The sequence below is a fragment of the Geoalkalibacter subterraneus genome, from assembly GCF_000827125.1.
Taxonomy (GTDB): Bacteria; Desulfobacterota; Desulfuromonadia; order Desulfuromonadales; family Geoalkalibacteraceae; genus Geoalkalibacter_A; species Geoalkalibacter_A subterraneus.
This window is the reverse complement of the sequence record NZ_CP010311.1, coordinates 1,090,452-1,105,325: the sequence shown is the minus strand read 5'-3', so window position 1 is coordinate 1,105,325 and position 14,874 is coordinate 1,090,452. Positions and strand designations below refer to the sequence as shown.

The following is a 14,874-nucleotide window of genomic DNA, read 5'->3' as shown; positions in this document are numbered from 1 at the left end:
TCGCTCCTGGCTCCTCACCGTTGTCTCCAGTAAAGGGGAATGAGGCCACCGCCCGGCAAGGTATCTTCAATTTGAAGTCCACCATCGGTGCCGATAACGACCTTGACTTCTCCGCTTTCGGTGATCATCACTCTCGCCCCGCTGGGGATGCCGGACCCGAGGGTTTTGACCCGATCCGAACGTCGCAACACCTCGCCGGCGGAATTCAGCGCACGGTCATTGTTAACCATATCTTCATCTATGTCATTGTTCAGATCATAGTTGAAAACCGCCTCGCCGGTGAGATAATTGACGGCGTAGACGCGGGCGACACCGAGATTGCCGGTGTCACAGGGGTCATCGGCCACCGGGGCCTCTGAGGCGAAGGTCGTATAGTAGGCGACGCGATTGAACACCAGCGGGGAAGAGAGCACTTTCTCACCGTCGTTTTCATTCAAACGGATAAACCAGCCGTCTTCAGCGTATAGGGCGGTCAGAATATCGGTGACGGGGACGTCGGGGTCATCCTCCTGCAGCAGGTTCTTGGTCACATCCACAAGATCAGATTCATCCCGGGTATAGATGTGGTCTGCATCGGGCACTGAAGGGACCGGATCTTTGATGGCGTAAAGCCGATCGACAACACCCTCATTGAGTGGATGGGCCTGATCGCCGCTGCCGATGAAGATCATCGCCTGGCCGTTGCGTTCCACCGTCACGGAAGGGCGGTGGAAAAATTTGCGCCCCACTTCGGAGGGGTCTGCCCCGTTTGCATCGAAAATCCGGTCAACCCGCCAGGCATCAGGGTTGATATTGCGGGCTTCGATGCGCCAGAGAAACCCGCCGGTATCTCCGACATAAAAACGATCGACATAGCCGTCATGGTTGACGTCGAGGGCAGCCACTTCAGATGGGATGCCGAAAGTCATCTCTTCATTTTCGGCAAAGGTGTGGCTCCAGATTTTCTCAACCGATTCCGCCGGATTGAAAAAAGCACCGACAGCATTGCTATCGAATGTTCCTACCGTGACCGCAAACAACCCACGACCTCTCGGATTGTGCTGAGCGCCGTCTGCGCTGCTGATCACATCGCCGGCATCACCTGTGGGAAGAGTCGTGTCCGTGTCATCATCCACAATGGGGAAGCCCTGAGTGCTCCCAAAACGCAAATCCTCATTGTTGTCGTAACCAGCACCGAATACCGCGACCAACAAATCACGGACAACAGTGTCCTCTTGAATCCGCATCCGCACCAGCGAGGGCTGACTCCAGGTTTCGCCCAGTTCTTCGAACCCGCTGTCGTCGCGGGTGAGCTCCCAGAGCAGGCGCGGGGCAGTCGGATCCGAGACATCCAGCGCATAATAGGCGCCTCTCTCCTGAGCTGCCAGCAGGTTGTCCTTGCCTGACCCGCGACGCAGCCCGAACAGAAGGATCACTCTATCTCCATCATCCACTGAAAGGTCATCTTCGCCGGGATTGAAGATGAACAGGGAAGGGGCCATATCGACGAAATAGGTGTGATGCCCGTCGCGCAGATATTTAAGATCCTTCAGGAGAATATTGGGAATAAATGACCAGAGCTCCTTGCCGTCCGCGTCGCGAAAAGCATGAAGCTGGCCGTCGTTGGCAGCGAGAAAAATAACCGATTTGTTGAGGGTTGGATCAGCTTCTTTGGCGAGGGTAAATTCGTAATCGGCGTAATGAACGACAGCCGGTGAGGCATGCAGAATGTCACCGAGAATCCAGGGGCGATTGTCGGTGATTTGACCATCATCGTCATCATCAAAAACATCGACACCGTGAACGAACCGGATCAGGTTGGAAAAATCCGCATCTCCAAGGGCAGATAGCTCCTCTCGCAGATTAGGGTTTGCGACTTCAAAAGCGTTTGCGGCATCGGTCAGCAACGGGCTGTCGCCGAGATTGGTGAAAATTCGGCGGCGACCGTCAACAGGATGGTTGGAGGTCAGGTCGCGCAAGGGCAACAGATGCCCGGCGCCGCCTTCGGCAACTTCCCGTCCGTCGGCGGAATGACTCCAGAAGGATGTAGCGTTGTCCCTGATCCGACCATCGGCGTCAACAGCGACTGTTCTGTCATCGCTCTCCAGAAGTTGCCCCTTCTGGTTGATGCCGTATTTCTTGAGGTTGCCGTGCCAGCGGCCGTCATTGGTCGGCTGAAACAGTCCAAAATAGACCCGTTGTCCACTGGCGTTGCGGTTCTGCGGGGCCGCGGGAACAACGGGGGCCGCGAAAGCTGTATTGGCCTTTTTAATGTCGGTCAGAATATCCGTAAGGGCCTTTTTCAGATCTGCCATGTCCATCGCCAGATAAGCCTGGCTGAGCGCTCCGCCGGTACCGTGAAAAATGGTTTCGTTCAGGAGTTTAACCGCCCCGGCGTCGGCGCCGACCTCCCCGAAACCGACGGTGTAGGTGATGATATTCTGGATTCCCGGCAGATCGGAATGGTCATTCTCGAACAGGTACTTGGCGACATCGTCGAGGTAGTCCGAACCATATAATTCTTCGGCCCGGTAGGAACCGTAATCCTTATCCGGGTCATTGCGGGGCTCAAAGCCGTCATTGTCCTGATCGCCGATATTTTCCGCAAGCACAGGGTGGCGGTCGTGACGCGACATCCCATCGGTAACGACGATGACATAATTGGCCTGGCAGCGCGCACTGATCGGTGAGCTGTAGCTGACATTGTCATGGAAAGCGCTGGGCTCGCCACGGAAGTAGCGCCCAGCCTCATAAAGGGATTCGGCCAGGGGCGTCCATCCCTCAGCGGTGATGCGTCCGATAACCTCAAGGAATTTCTCGCGGTTGGTGCGCGGCGGGACATGAGTGGCGTCCATATCCTTGATCGTTGTGACATAACCGGCATCGGAGACGAATTCACCGCCTTTGGCGGCATCTTCCCCCCGAGCGTTGCGCTTGTAGTGAAATTTCATCAACCCGAAATCAACGCCGGCGGTATTGGCAATCAGGTCGGAAAGGACGCGCTTGGCAATGTCGATCTTGGCCATTCTGACCACATTGTCATCAGAGGCCCCCCCACCGCGCTGCCAATTGATATAGTTTCCCGTCGCGTAGGTATTGTTGGCCAAAATATTCAGCGTACAGCTTCCCCTGTCGCCGATATCATACTGGGACGTCTGCCAGATGCCCTCGGAGGAAAGCACCCCGGGGCCGTTGCCGCAGGAATTTTCGAGAGAGTTGAGAGTGGCGCTGGTCGTGCGCCACTCTTCACAGCGGGACCCGTCCCATTCCCAGCACTTATAGATCGTATCGCGGCGGCAGTCGTCATTGCGATCGCTCCCGCAGGAATCGGTGTCGCGGTAGTTGGTGGTCGAGTCATAGGTGTCGATCTCCCCTCTGTCCGTCAGGGTCACCTCGATATGGTCGTTCATGCTGCCCGAAGTATCGAGAATAATCAGCACGTTGGGCCTGACCGCGGCAGTGGCTCCGCCAAAAATGGCGCTGTCGCCCACGTAATCGTCCGGTGCGGCGGCAACGGTCAGTGGACCCAAAGCAATGACCAGAAAAACACAGATCAAGATTATAAACCGGGAAAATGACTTCATCGAACCCCCTTCGCTGAATCGGACCGAGTTCAGCGACCTGTCATGAAATTGAGATAGTTGCCGACGACCCAGACAGCGGGGTCCGCGGGATCGCCACAAGACCCATTGACGTTGAGGTTGCCCTGCCACCGCCCATGTTCCGCAAGAGACCGGTGCGCCTCCGGGCAGTGGACTTGATCAAGGCGCGCCAGGGCGTGGTGCGGGGCATAAGCCTTTTTCACCGACCGCCGCATGAACAGCCCGTCCGCCGGGTATTGTCCGACGTAAACCCGCCCCGCATCATAATCTTTCAACGCAGCAGCCCTATCCGCGGCCAGAGCCGACCCGCTCAAAGACAACAGAACGAGAATCAGAAGTGCGATTATTTTTGCCGAAAGTCTGAACATGAAATCCACCTTCCCGAATCCTTATCACAACAAAAAAGCGAGAGGTCTCCGATTATTTTGAAATGATGCGCCCCACCTGCATTTCAACCCCGGCACGCGACGGGTTGGGCGCACCTTCAGGAAAAACCCCGTAGGCTTCGACCGCATAGTACACCATCTGAAAACCACTGGCGGTGGTGGCATCCATCCCCGAACCTGTTGGGGGTGGCCCGGTGGTGAGAATTGTGGCCCCACTCTTTTCATCCTCATCGGGATCGGGGTTAAAGAGAGCGCTGCGGTCAATGCGGATATCCTCTGCATACGTATTACCGCTTGGTGCTACATGGTCATTTAAGTTCAAGCCGTCGTTTAAATTATCGAGCGCATAAAACACACCGCGCTCCGCGGCATAAAGCGCCTGCCGGGCGGCCCGGTCGTTGTTGGCGATTTTGACTTCAAGGGTTGAGGTATCCAGGGCGAAGGAACACAGGATCATCAGCACTGCCAGCATGGTGAGAACCAGGACCAGCGCCGCACCGTTCTGATTGGTCATTGGGGCAAAAACGTATTTACGCATGATATGTGGCTCCCTGTCGGTTCACAAAAATCAGCGGTTGCGCAACTCCACCACGGTCGAGAGCGTACGCGTTTTGACATTGTCACCCTGACCGGGGTTGAAATTGGCATTGCCGGTGCGAGTGGCGTCTGTGGCGGCGACCAGCGTGATGCGGATTGCACGAATCCGCTCAAGGTCACTGCCAACGGCCGGTGCGGTTTCACTGCCGTCTTCCAGCAGATATTGAAATTGGACGTCGACAATTTTACCGGCCACCCTCTGAAAGGTCGTTTCGTCATCGGGGTCCACTCCGGTGGGCACGCGCACCAGGTCAAACTGATCGGGATCATCCGTATCCGCCTTGACCAACCGGTAATCAACCTGATTGGGATGCTGGGGCGGGTCTGTATTGGGGTCGCCGTCTCCGTCGAGGTCGGGATCGTCAACCCTGACCAGCAGATCCCCCGGGCGCAGCACTGTACTCTCGATAAAACCGGTCACCGTCAGAGTCGGCGGATCCGCTTCGTGGTCAACAGCTTTGACTTTAAAAACCCGATCCAGAGGCTGAGTACGGTTCGACGGCCTGAAGATGCGAACATACACCGGCGCCGAATCCTCCCCCTCCGGAAGCAACAATCGCGCACTTTTTTGGTCGGACAGGGCAATAGTCTGTTCATCAGACGTTGTTGTGACTCCACCGTCAACACCAATTCGTGCGATCTCACCGGTGGCGGTCACTGTTTGAAAATGCAGAAAATCACTTTCCCCTGAGTCCAGACAATCTCCGTCACCATTTCCATCTTCACAGCGCAACCCCGCAGGCGCTTCCAGAATAATGGCATCAGCGGCAACCCCCAGCCCTGCATGCCGCAGATCGCAACTCATGAAATCGAGCGCCACCCGCAGGTTCTGCTGCACATCAACCACTTCTTCCGAGGTATAGGTGTGCCGTTGAGTGGTCACGACCAACCCCAACACCGCCGCCATGACAATACCGACAAGGCCGGAGACAATCAGCAACTCGATCAGGGTGAAGGCCCGGGAGTCTTTCAGATAGCGACTGAACTGATTCATAGCGTTCTCTTGAACCCTGAGAGCCGCACGGTGCGATTGTTGCCGGTGACACGCACGTCGACGCGCGCCAGTCCGCTGGCGGGGGTGTCGGGGGTGATACTGTAAATCGCCTGATAATTATCTCCCCCTTTCAATTGATCAAGAATATCCTGATCGATGGCATACTCTTCTTCGTCGGCAACGTCATTAAACAGTGCATCGCCCGGATCACGAGACATCAACTCCTCAAACACCCCCTGGGCCAGAGCGGTGGCAACCGTCTGGGTCTGTGCCGTGGTCCCCGCCTGCATCGCCGTGACCTGCATGCCGGCCACCGTCAGCAGACCGACGGCAAAGATGGTGACGGCAATCAGGAGTTCAAGCAGAGTGAACCCTGCAGGGCTGCCTGTTATCGAAAAGAAGGATTTTTTATTCACTTGCAGTCCGCCATAAAATCAAAGATACCCATTTTCCCAGTGAACCTCCTTAGAAACACAGGAATACTTAAGCAATTCTCACGCCACGGGTCCCAACGAGGAAACAGTGGGCACCGCATAGCTCAAGCGTCGAAAACCGTGCAAATTTTGCATACTCTACGTCAATTCACAACCCCTCATCCCTGCAGGTTATATTCTTTAATCTTGTAAAGAAGCGCTCGCAGGCTGATTTCGAGCAACTCTGCGGCATGGGTGCGGTTTCCATCGGTGCGGGCGAGGGCACGCTGAATGAATTCACGCTCCATGCGAACAATGGCTTTCTTTAAAGACAAATCGTCCAGCTGATCTCGGTTGCGGCGACGGACTTCCCAGGGCAGGTCTTTCAATCCGATGCGAGGGCTGCGGCAGAAAATCAGCGTGCGCTCGATAAAATTGCCCAGCTCACGCACATTGCCAGGCCAATCGTAGCCTTCAAGCCGTTCAAGGGCTTCCTGATCCATCTGCGGAGCCGGGCGCTTCTCCTTGCGGGCATAGTGCGCCAGGAAATGGGAAACCAGCGGGGCAATGTCCTCTCGTCGCTCACGAAGAGGCGGCAGGTGAATATCGATGACGTTGAGCCGGTAGTAAAGATCTTCCCGAAACCGCCCCTGCTCCACCGCCTGTTTGAGGTCGACGGCGGTCGCGGCCAGGATGCGCACGTCGACGGCGCGGCTGCGGGTTTCTCCGACCCGGCGGATTTCTTTCTCCTGCAGAACCCGCAGCAGCTTGGGCTGCAATTCCATGGGCAGCTCTGCGATTTCGTCGAGAAAAAGGGTCCCGCCGTGAGCGGCGGGAAACATCCCCTGGTGATCACGTGCCGCACCGGTAAAGGCGCCACGAACGTGCCCGAACAGCTCGCTTTCGATCAAACCCGCAGGAATCGCTCCACAGTTGAGGGACAGAAAAGGTCCGTCCGCTCTTGAACTTCTTCGATGCAGGGCGCGCGCCACCAGTTCCTTACCGGTGCCGGTTTCGCCGCTGATCAGAACCGGAGAAGAGGCCGGGGCGACCTGTGCCACCAAACGCATGACCTGGGCCATGACCTCACTGCGGAAAACAAGCTCAGAGGATTGATCCCGGGCTTCCAGAGCCTCGTGCAGGCGCCTGTTCTCTCGCTTGAGGCCGAGGCGCTCTTGTGCTTTTTTCAGCGTCAGCACCACCTCGTCCGGCTTGAAGGGCTTGGAGAGATAATCGTAGGCCCCAAGCTTGAGACACTCCATCGCCAGATCAAGGCTTCCATAAGCTGTCATCATGATGATGGTGGCGTCATGGGGAATCTCGGCCTGCGCCTGCAGAAAATCCATCCCCCCCAGCTCCGGCATGCGCACATCGCACAGGACAAGGTCGGTGGATTCATCTTTCAGGTGCTGCAGGCCGGCACGTCCATCCACGGCCTCGCTCACGTGGTAGTCCGCGCGCTCAAGCATCAAACGCAGCATGTGACGCATGGAGGCATCGTCGTCGATGACAAGGATGTGCAGCGGTTCAGTCATGCAGCCCCCTCCTCTCCGTGTACCGGCAGCCTCAGAACGAACCGGCTGCCACAACCTGTCTCGGATACCACATCGAGGCGCCCACCCATCTGCTCAACAGCCTTATGGCAGAAGAACAGGCCAAGTCCCCGCCCCTTGCCCGGCTCCTTGGTGGTGAAAAACGGGTCGAAGATCTGTGCCGCCACCTCTTCGTTCATCCCCGGTCCGTCATCTTCGACTTCGAAAACGATCCAGGATGCCTCAACTCGCCCTTTCACAGCGACAGTTCCCGCGTTGCTGCATGCATCACGAGCATTGAGCAGCAGATTGGTGAAAATCTGCACCAGTTTATGCCGCTGGGCTCGCACGGGAGGCAGCTCCTCGGGGATTTCATCGACCAACCTCATCGATCCCTTGAACAGCCCCTGGTGGGTTAAAAGGGTTACGGCTTCATGGGCAGCGTCGCTCGGATCGAAAATGGCCTGCGAGGCGTCCTCACCCGGACGGGCAAAATCGAGCAGATCGCGCACCAGCTTATCGATGCGCTCCAGCTCATTCTGCGTGTACTGGACGAGGTCCAGGAATTGCGTTCCAGCGGATTCGCCTTTGATCATCCCCAAATACCCCATAGCCGCGCCAAGGGGGTTGCCGATTTCATGAGCCATTCCGGCAGCCAGATGCCCGACGGCAGCCATCTTCTGCGAACGCGCGAGATGACCTTGTGTTTCGGAGAGTTCGCGGTTGGCTTGATGCAGAGACTCGATGGTCTGGTCCGCCTGGCGACGGCTGTGCTCGAGCGCTTCCGTCATGGAATTGAACGAGGAGGTCAATTGGGCGATTTCACGGGGTCCCTGCACATCCAACTGGTGGGAAAGGCGGCCTTCTGCGATTGCCGAAGTCGCCTCCATCAAACGGCGGGTGGGCCCGATCACCGACCGGTCGATCAAGTAGACACCGAAGGCGACAAGAACTACGCTAAAACCCGCAACCAGCAAAAGAGCCGCGTTGCGAGCCAAGGCCACGCGCTGCGCGACACCGTCCAGGGAAAAACGGGCCGACAGGACGCTCCTGCCGTTTTGATCGCCGTGCAGGGGCAGAATCACATCGAAAAATCCGCCGGTCGCACCGGGCATCAGGGCGCGCAGACCTCGGGGCGTCTCGATGCGGGTCATCATTGTACCGGACGCAAGGACGTGCCGTAGATCTGTAGCATTCTCACCGGGCGACAAACCGCCGCTGCGCTTCTGCAGGGAAGAGTCGAACAGGCCATGTTCCAGCAGATCCATCTCCCCGGAAAAACGCTGCAGCACATTGTCGACAGGGGGCCTGCCGGCGCTCTCCGTCAGGCCCTGCCAGGACACTACCCTGAGGAGGGTCACCACACGATCCACCCTCTCCTGTCGCAGAGATTCCTCCAGTACCTTGAGGAGAAAAACGCTCGAAAGAAGCAGACCGGCACATACCAGAAGGGTTGTGGTAAGTACGATCTGGGCACGCAATCCCATGATCATTTCTGCTGTCCTCGCTTGACGTTGTAATTAATTTAAACTAATAGCATATCTGGTATTGCAACGCCATGATTTTCATGGGCGATTCCAGAGAAGCGGGATGGATGACGGGACCAGGGCGCACGCGGTGCGCCCCTACCACACCGGCGGATAAATATCGGGCCGTAGGAGCGACCCGCTGGGTCGCCCGGGTTCAACACGGTACCCCGGTAAATCAACAGGCCGTCCTTTCTGAGAAATTGGCAAAAGCGCAGTTTGCTGGTATAAGTGGCGAATCTCAACCCGACTCATCCATCTCAAGGAGAAATTATTCATGTCATCCATTCCCGTCGTGGATCAGGAGGCCTGCATCGGCTGCGAGGTCTGCACCCAGATCTGTCCAGAAGTGTTCCGTATGGAAGAAGTGGCCGGTTCCGGCCATGGTCATGACCACAAATCGGTGGTTTACAACCCGACCGGGGCACCGGCGAAAAAGATCGAAGAGGCGATGGACAACTGCCCGGTCGCCTGTATTTACTGGTCCTGAGGTCGGGCTGCGAAACGCATCGCCGCCCCCCTTCCCCAACTGATTTTCGGTGCCGACGGTGACTCTTTCCCGCAACATCCGCGCCCTGTACGCCTTCTCCTTCCTGAAGATGACCCTGTTTCCCATGGCGATCATCACCCTGTTCTGGAAGGACCACATCGGCCTGAGCCTGACCGAGATTCTTTTTATCCAGGGGCTTTTTTCCCTGGCGACACTGCTCTTCGAATACCCTTCCGGCTATCTCAGCGACCTGCTCGGCTACAAGTTGTGCCTCAATATGGCGGCGGTTTTGGGCATCATCGGCTGGGGATTTTATCTCAGGGCGGACAGTTTCGGCACGGTGCTGCTGGCGGAGCTGATCCTCGGAGCCTCTTTCGCCTTCATCAGCGGGTCCGACAGCGCGCTGCTCTACGAAACTCTCGACAGCGAAAACAGGGCCCATCTGTATTCACAGTTCGAGGGACGCATGCTGGGGCTGGCCCAGACCGGCGAAGCGGTGGGGGCCCTGTTTGCAGGCACCCTCTATGCGTTTCTTCCCTTGCTGCCCTTCATTATCCAGGTGGCGATCTGGGTTCTGATTCTGCTGCTGACCTTTTCCCTGCGTGAGCCGCAGCGGGCACATGCCCCGCATGGCGGATCGCATCTGAGCCAGGCATGGGGCACAATTCGCCATGCCCTCAAGGAGAACCGGCGACTGCGGGCGGCCCTGCTGTTTTCTGTTTTTCTCGGTCTCGCCTCTTTTTACCCTGTGTGGCTGATTCAACCGTTCATGCAGGAAACCGGCGTGCCTCTGACCTGGTTCGGCCCCATCTGGGCCGGGGCCAACCTCACAGTGGCGATTTTTTCCTGGCTCAGCCACCGCGTGGCGTTTGTGCTGGGCACACGCATGATGGCGATAACCCTGGTCGGTCTCGTCCTGGCGGGGTACCTGGGGCTGGCGTTGACTGCTGCGAGCCTGAGCTTTCTCTTTTACTACCTGCTCACCGCCATGCGCGGCCTGCAGGGGCCAATGCTCAAAAACTGTATTCAGCAGCAGAGTCGAACCGGCACAAGAGCGAGCATCATGTCGATCAAATCCTTCCTGTTCCGGTTTTTCTTTTTCTGCACCGGCCCCCTGGCTGGCATGGCAGCCGACCGGTGGGGACTCAACACCGCTTTCTTGTTTCTTGGAATAGTCATGATACTGGTTCTTGTACCGGCTGTGATCATTTTCATCCATTCGATAACCAATGAGCCGGCAGAACTCACCCCCGGAAAGGAGCCTTCATGATGATGCAAAGAAAAGCAATCGGGACGGCAGTTTTTATCTGTAGCACTCTGATGGTGCTGCTTTCCGGGTGTTCGGGCATGATGGGCAAGATATCGGGGGCCGACGGCCCGCCGCAGAAAATGTACATCGACGCAACACGCAACTTCGCGGTGGAGTTCCCCGGCGACTGGGAGAAATTTCTGGATCCGGATTCAGACACACTGCCCGGGGCCGACGCGGTGGGCTGGCAGTCGCCCGAGACAGAGGGCAGCGCCCCCATTGCGCGCATGGCGGTGATTATCCCCCACGAAAAGCTGGATTTCTCCCAGGCAAAAGCTGAAATCGCGCGTCACGTTGATGGGTTCACTCCCGGAAAGGAAGCGGACATCGAAGTCGCGGGGCTGGAAGGGAAAGACCTCTATGGCACAAATCCCCTCCGGCAGTATCGCATTATCCTGCTCGGCGATCCCTTCGTACGGTATATTATCCTGTATTCAGCCTTACCGGACCAGTTTGCGACATATCAGAAACAATTCAAGGATATGATCAAATCCTTTGGAACACTGCGGTAACATGCCCGATGGAGCCCTGGATCGAGACGACAATCAACTGGCTGCCGAGCGGTGCGCCCTACTACCTGCTGCTCGGCCTCATTTCACTGCTGGAGTCGCTGGCAATCGTCGGTATTTTTATGCCGGGCAGTGTTTTGATTGTCGTGGCTGGTTTTCTTGCGGCTAACGGCCAGGGAGCCATTGCACCCATCATGATCTTTGCCGGCCTGGGCGCCATTATCGGCGACCTGGTCAGTTTCTGGCTGGGCGCACGCTTCAGCGCGACGCTGTTGCAACGTCCGGCGCTGGTAAAAAGACAGCATCTGGTTGTCAGGGCACGGCATTTTTTTGTCAAACATGGAGGAAAGAGCGTTTTTTTCGGACGGTTCCTCGGCTTTCTTCGTCCGTTCATTCCCCTGATCGCCGGCAGTGCACACATGTCCCCACCGCGCTTCAGCGCCTACGCCGTGATCAGCGGCATCCTTTGGGGAATCGCCTACCCGGGTCTGGGATACTTCTTCGCGGCCAGTTGGCGGCAGGTTCAGGTCTGGAGCGGTCGGTTCAGCCTGATTCTTCTTCTGCTGCTGGTACTTCTTGTATTCAACCATCTGTTCTGGCGAAATATCTTTCCGCTGCTGCAACGGTCGGCTGCACGGTTGTTGCGTTCTGCACTCGGTGTTTCAGATCGGCTGACGGAGACAGCCGTCACACGGCAATGGGAGCAGAGCCATCCGCGGCTTTACCGATTCATCTACAACCGTTTTTCCACCCAGCATAGAGCGGGGCTGGCTCTTTCGGTAGGATTTTTTCTAACGCTGACGTTCGCTTCTCTTTTCTTCTGGATCAGTCGTGCGGTCCTGACGCAGACTCCCTTTGCCCGCAGCGACTTGGCCCTCCACAAAATGCTGCAGGATCTGAGGGAGCCTGAAGCCGATCTTTTTTTCCAGGGGATCGTGCAGTTTGGTGGTGTCTCAGCGGTCGTGATCCTTGGCACTTTGTGCCTGTTCTGGCTGCTGATCGGTAAAAAGCGCCTGTTCGCCTTTTTGCTGATTATGGGGCTGGGGTGCGGACAGGCGCTCCTGGTGGTGCTGCAGTGGCTGTTCAAGCGCCCGCCGCTTCAGGAAACGGGCTTCGGCTTCGAAGCTGCGATCTCTGTTTTTCCTAGCGCAGCAGCCTTTAACAGCTTGGTTTTTTATGGGCTTGTCGTTTATTTCCTGCTCGGATCTTTGCGTGCGGCGGAGCACCGTTTTTATCTGGTCTTCGGTGGCAGCTTTTTTGTCCTGGTGATCTCCTTCAGCCCCATTTACCTCGGCATGCAGAGGCTCAGCGATGTTCTGGGCGGTCTGGTCCTGGGCGGATGCTGGCTTGCCGCGCTGATAACCGCAGGGGAAATCGCCGTAAAATCGATCTCCTCTCCCGCCCATACGGACCGTCGCAATACTCTCCGCAACAACCCGAGGCGCCGATTTGCTTTGTTGCTGCTGTCTCTGCTGGCCACCGCGGCAATCATCACTCTGCTGATTGTGCGTCTGGGCTGAAGAAACAGTGACATGTTGTAAAATTTGATTTGATTCAAAGCGTGCGGCTGCATTAGGATGCGCGTCTTTACAATCCTTACTCTGGAGAACGGCTGCCATGACTCTTCGACTTCCTGCAGAATGGGAGGATCAGGACGGCGTGCTGCTGGCCTGGCCTCACGCACAGACCGACTGGGCTCCGATCCTTGATCGCGTCGTCCCCGTTTTCTGCAATCTGGCCCACAGGATCAGCCGCTACGAAAAGGTGTTGATTGTCACCCCGGAACCGGATCAAACCAGGGCCGCCCTGCAAGACACCCCGGTAAGTCTTGATCGAATCGAAATTTTCAAAATCCCGACCAACGACACCTGGACGCGGGATTTCGGGCCCATTACCATATATCGGGACAACCGGCCGGTTCTGCTGGATTTCGGCTTCAACGGCTGGGGCTTGAAATTCCCGAGCAACTTCGATAATCAGGTCACCCGCAATCTGGTACGTGCCGGCACCTTCGGTGAAACCGCGCTGCATACCCCCGGCCTGATTCTCGAGGGGGGCAGCATCGAAAGCGACGGCTGCGGCACCCTGCTCGTCACCAGCGCCTGCCTGCTTGAGCCCAACCGCAATCCTCACCTCGACAGGCGGGGGATAGAGGCCGCTCTAAAGGAAAATCTGGGAGCCGATCATATCCTGTGGCTGGAAAACGGCTACCTTGAAGGCGACGACACTGACTCGCACATTGACACCCTGGCGAGACTCTGCCCGGACGATACCATTGCCTATGTGATGTGTGACGATGAAACAGATCCGCACTATGAGGAGCTGCGCCGCATGGGCGAGGAGTTGGCCGGGCTGCGCACCCGCGACGGCCGCCCGTTCCGCCTCATTCCCCTGCCCTGGCCGCGCCCCTACTTCGACGACGAAGGCCAGCGACTGCCGGCAACCTATGCCAACTTCCTGGTCATCAACAATGCCGTGCTGGTGCCCACCTACAACGACCCGAGAGATGATGAGGCAATGGCGCGCATCGCCGAGGCTTTTGCGGGGCGAGAAATCATCGGTATCGACTGCTCCCCCCTCATCCTTCAGCACGGCTCCCTGCACTGTGTCACCATGCAGCTGCCCAAAGGAGTATTGCCATGACCGCAGCCCGTACTCTGACCGTCGGCATGATACAGCATGCCTGCAGCCTCGACCGTGAAGCCAATATCCGCAAAAGCATCGAGGGGATTCGGGACGCCGCCGCCCAGGGCGCACAACTTATGGTCCTGCAGGAGTTGCATACCGGCCCCTATTTCTGCCAGATCGAGGACACGGACTGCTTCGACCTGGCAGAATCGATTCCGGGACCATCCACCGAGCGGTTCGGCAAGCTGGCACGCGAGCTGGGAGTAGTCATTGTCACCAGCCTGTTCGAGAAAAGGGCACCAGGTCTTTATCACAACACGGTCGTGGTCATTGAAAAGGACGGCTCCATCGCCGGCCGCTACCGCAAAATGCACATCCCTGATGATCCCGGCTACTATGAGAAATTCTACTTCACCCCCGGCGATCTGGGATTCACTCCGATTGACACCTCTGTAGGTCGCCTGGGCGTTCTGGTCTGCTGGGATCAGTGGTACCCTGAAGCGGCCCGCCTGATGGCCCTGGCCGGTGCACAGATGCTGATCTATCCCACTGCGATCGGGTGGGACCCGCGCGACCCGGAGGATGAACAGCAGCGCCAACGGGAAGCCTGGCTGACCATTCAGCGCGCCCACGCCGTGGCTAACGGCCTGCCGGTGATCAGCGTCAACCGGGTCGGATTCGAACCCGACCCGGGCAATCAATCACCGGGCGCTCTCTTCTGGGGAAGCAGCTTTGTCGCGGGCCCCCAGGGCGAGTGGCTGGCGCGGGCAGATAATGGGAAGGAGCAGGTTTTGACGGCAACTGTCGATCTGCAACGCAGCGAGTCGGTGCGCCGCATCTGGCCTTTTCTGCGCGACCGCCGCATCGACGCCTACGGCGATCTGACCCGGCGCTACCGCGACGACTGAT

Annotated in this window: 12 protein-coding genes and 1 pseudogene; 6 read left to right on the top strand and 7 right to left on the bottom strand. The window is 57.5% G+C overall.

The window, feature by feature from the left end; all coding sequences use genetic code 11:
- Positions 1-14: 14 nt before the first annotated feature.
- From GSUB_RS04915 to GSUB_RS04885, 7 genes and pseudogenes are all read right to left on the bottom strand, one after another.
- Complete coding sequence (locus tag GSUB_RS04915) at positions 15-3,563, bottom strand: pilus assembly protein (protein ID WP_040199498.1); 3,549 nt, start codon at positions 3,561-3,563, stop codon at positions 15-17.
- A 29-nt stretch (positions 3,564-3,592) separates the two neighbouring features.
- Entirely contained in the window at positions 3,593-3,949 is a 357-nt protein-coding gene (locus tag GSUB_RS04910) for a hypothetical protein (RefSeq protein ID WP_144401953.1), read from the bottom strand.
- A 52-nt stretch (positions 3,950-4,001) separates the two neighbouring features.
- Positions 4,002-4,505, bottom strand: a complete 504-nt coding sequence (locus GSUB_RS04905) for a pilus assembly PilX family protein (RefSeq protein ID WP_040199494.1) — start codon at positions 4,503-4,505, stop codon at positions 4,002-4,004.
- Positions 4,506-5,462: 957 nt separating this feature from the next.
- A pseudogene (locus tag GSUB_RS20160) lies at positions 5,463-5,558 on the bottom strand (prepilin-type N-terminal cleavage/methylation domain-containing protein); the annotation flags it as partial.
- The gene (locus GSUB_RS04895) at positions 5,555-5,974 is read right to left on the bottom strand and encodes a type IV pilus modification PilV family protein (protein WP_040199491.1); all 420 of its coding nucleotides are present in this window, start codon (positions 5,972-5,974) and stop codon (positions 5,555-5,557) included. The gene GSUB_RS04895 and the pseudogene GSUB_RS20160, both read right to left, overlap by 4 nt.
- Positions 5,975-6,150: 176 nt before the next feature.
- A complete protein-coding gene (locus GSUB_RS04890; RefSeq protein ID WP_040199490.1) occupies positions 6,151-7,506 on the bottom strand; it encodes a sigma-54-dependent transcriptional regulator in 1,356 nt (451 codons plus the stop codon).
- Positions 7,503-8,996: a sensor histidine kinase gene (locus tag GSUB_RS04885; RefSeq protein ID WP_052464562.1), complete on the bottom strand. Its 1,494-nt coding sequence runs from the start codon at positions 8,994-8,996 to the stop codon at positions 7,503-7,505. The genes GSUB_RS04890 and GSUB_RS04885 overlap by 4 nt, the downstream gene beginning before the upstream one ends.
- Before the next feature lie 310 nt (positions 8,997-9,306).
- Between GSUB_RS04885 and GSUB_RS04880 the strand changes: the two genes are divergently transcribed.
- The 6 genes from GSUB_RS04880 (at position 9,307) to GSUB_RS04855 (ending at position 14,873) form a co-directional block, all read left to right on the top strand.
- Positions 9,307-9,519, top strand: coding sequence for a ferredoxin (locus GSUB_RS04880; protein WP_040199489.1), 213 nt, complete (start codon positions 9,307-9,309; stop codon positions 9,517-9,519).
- A gap of 58 nt (positions 9,520-9,577) precedes the next feature.
- Positions 9,578-10,789, top strand: coding sequence for an MFS transporter (locus GSUB_RS04875; protein WP_040202115.1), 1,212 nt, complete (start codon positions 9,578-9,580; stop codon positions 10,787-10,789).
- Positions 10,786-11,340: a hypothetical protein gene (locus GSUB_RS04870; RefSeq protein ID WP_144401952.1), complete on the top strand. Its 555-nt coding sequence runs from the start codon at positions 10,786-10,788 to the stop codon at positions 11,338-11,340. The genes GSUB_RS04875 and GSUB_RS04870 overlap by 4 nt, the downstream gene beginning before the upstream one ends.
- Positions 11,341-11,348: 8 nt before the next feature.
- Positions 11,349-12,857, top strand: a complete 1,509-nt coding sequence (locus tag GSUB_RS04865) for a bifunctional DedA family/phosphatase PAP2 family protein (protein ID WP_040199486.1) — start codon at positions 11,349-11,351, stop codon at positions 12,855-12,857.
- A 97-nt stretch (positions 12,858-12,954) separates the two neighbouring features.
- Positions 12,955-13,980 carry an agmatine deiminase family protein gene (locus GSUB_RS04860; protein WP_040199484.1) on the top strand — a complete coding sequence of 342 codons (1,026 nt, stop codon included), beginning with the start codon at positions 12,955-12,957 and terminating at the stop codon, positions 13,978-13,980.
- Positions 13,977-14,873, top strand: a complete 897-nt coding sequence (locus GSUB_RS04855; protein ID WP_040199483.1) for a carbon-nitrogen hydrolase — start codon at positions 13,977-13,979, stop codon at positions 14,871-14,873. Before GSUB_RS04860 ends, GSUB_RS04855 begins: the two co-directional genes overlap by 4 nt.
- Position 14,874 lies beyond the last annotated feature (1 nt).

Coding starts and splice junctions, on each gene's coding strand:
- GSUB_RS04910 (WP_144401953.1), bottom strand. CDS start 3,949: ATGTTCAGACTTTCGGCAAAAATAATCGCACTTCTGATTCTCGTTCTG.
- GSUB_RS04890 (WP_040199490.1), bottom strand. CDS start 7,506: ATGACTGAACCGCTGCACATCCTTGTCATCGACGACGATGCCTCCATG.
- GSUB_RS04915 (WP_040199498.1), bottom strand. CDS start 3,563: ATGAAGTCATTTTCCCGGTTTATAATCTTGATCTGTGTTTTTCTGGTC.
- GSUB_RS04885 (WP_052464562.1), bottom strand. CDS start 8,996: ATGATCATGGGATTGCGTGCCCAGATCGTACTTACCACAACCCTTCTG.
- GSUB_RS04865 (WP_040199486.1), top strand. CDS start 11,349: ATGGAGCCCTGGATCGAGACGACAATCAACTGGCTGCCGAGCGGTGCG.
- GSUB_RS04855 (WP_040199483.1), top strand. CDS start 13,977: ATGACCGCAGCCCGTACTCTGACCGTCGGCATGATACAGCATGCCTGC.
- GSUB_RS04880 (WP_040199489.1), top strand. CDS start 9,307: ATGTCATCCATTCCCGTCGTGGATCAGGAGGCCTGCATCGGCTGCGAG.
- GSUB_RS04860 (WP_040199484.1), top strand. CDS start 12,955: ATGACTCTTCGACTTCCTGCAGAATGGGAGGATCAGGACGGCGTGCTG.
- GSUB_RS04870 (WP_144401952.1), top strand. CDS start 10,786: ATGATGATGCAAAGAAAAGCAATCGGGACGGCAGTTTTTATCTGTAGC.
- GSUB_RS04905 (WP_040199494.1), bottom strand. CDS start 4,505: ATGCGTAAATACGTTTTTGCCCCAATGACCAATCAGAACGGTGCGGCG.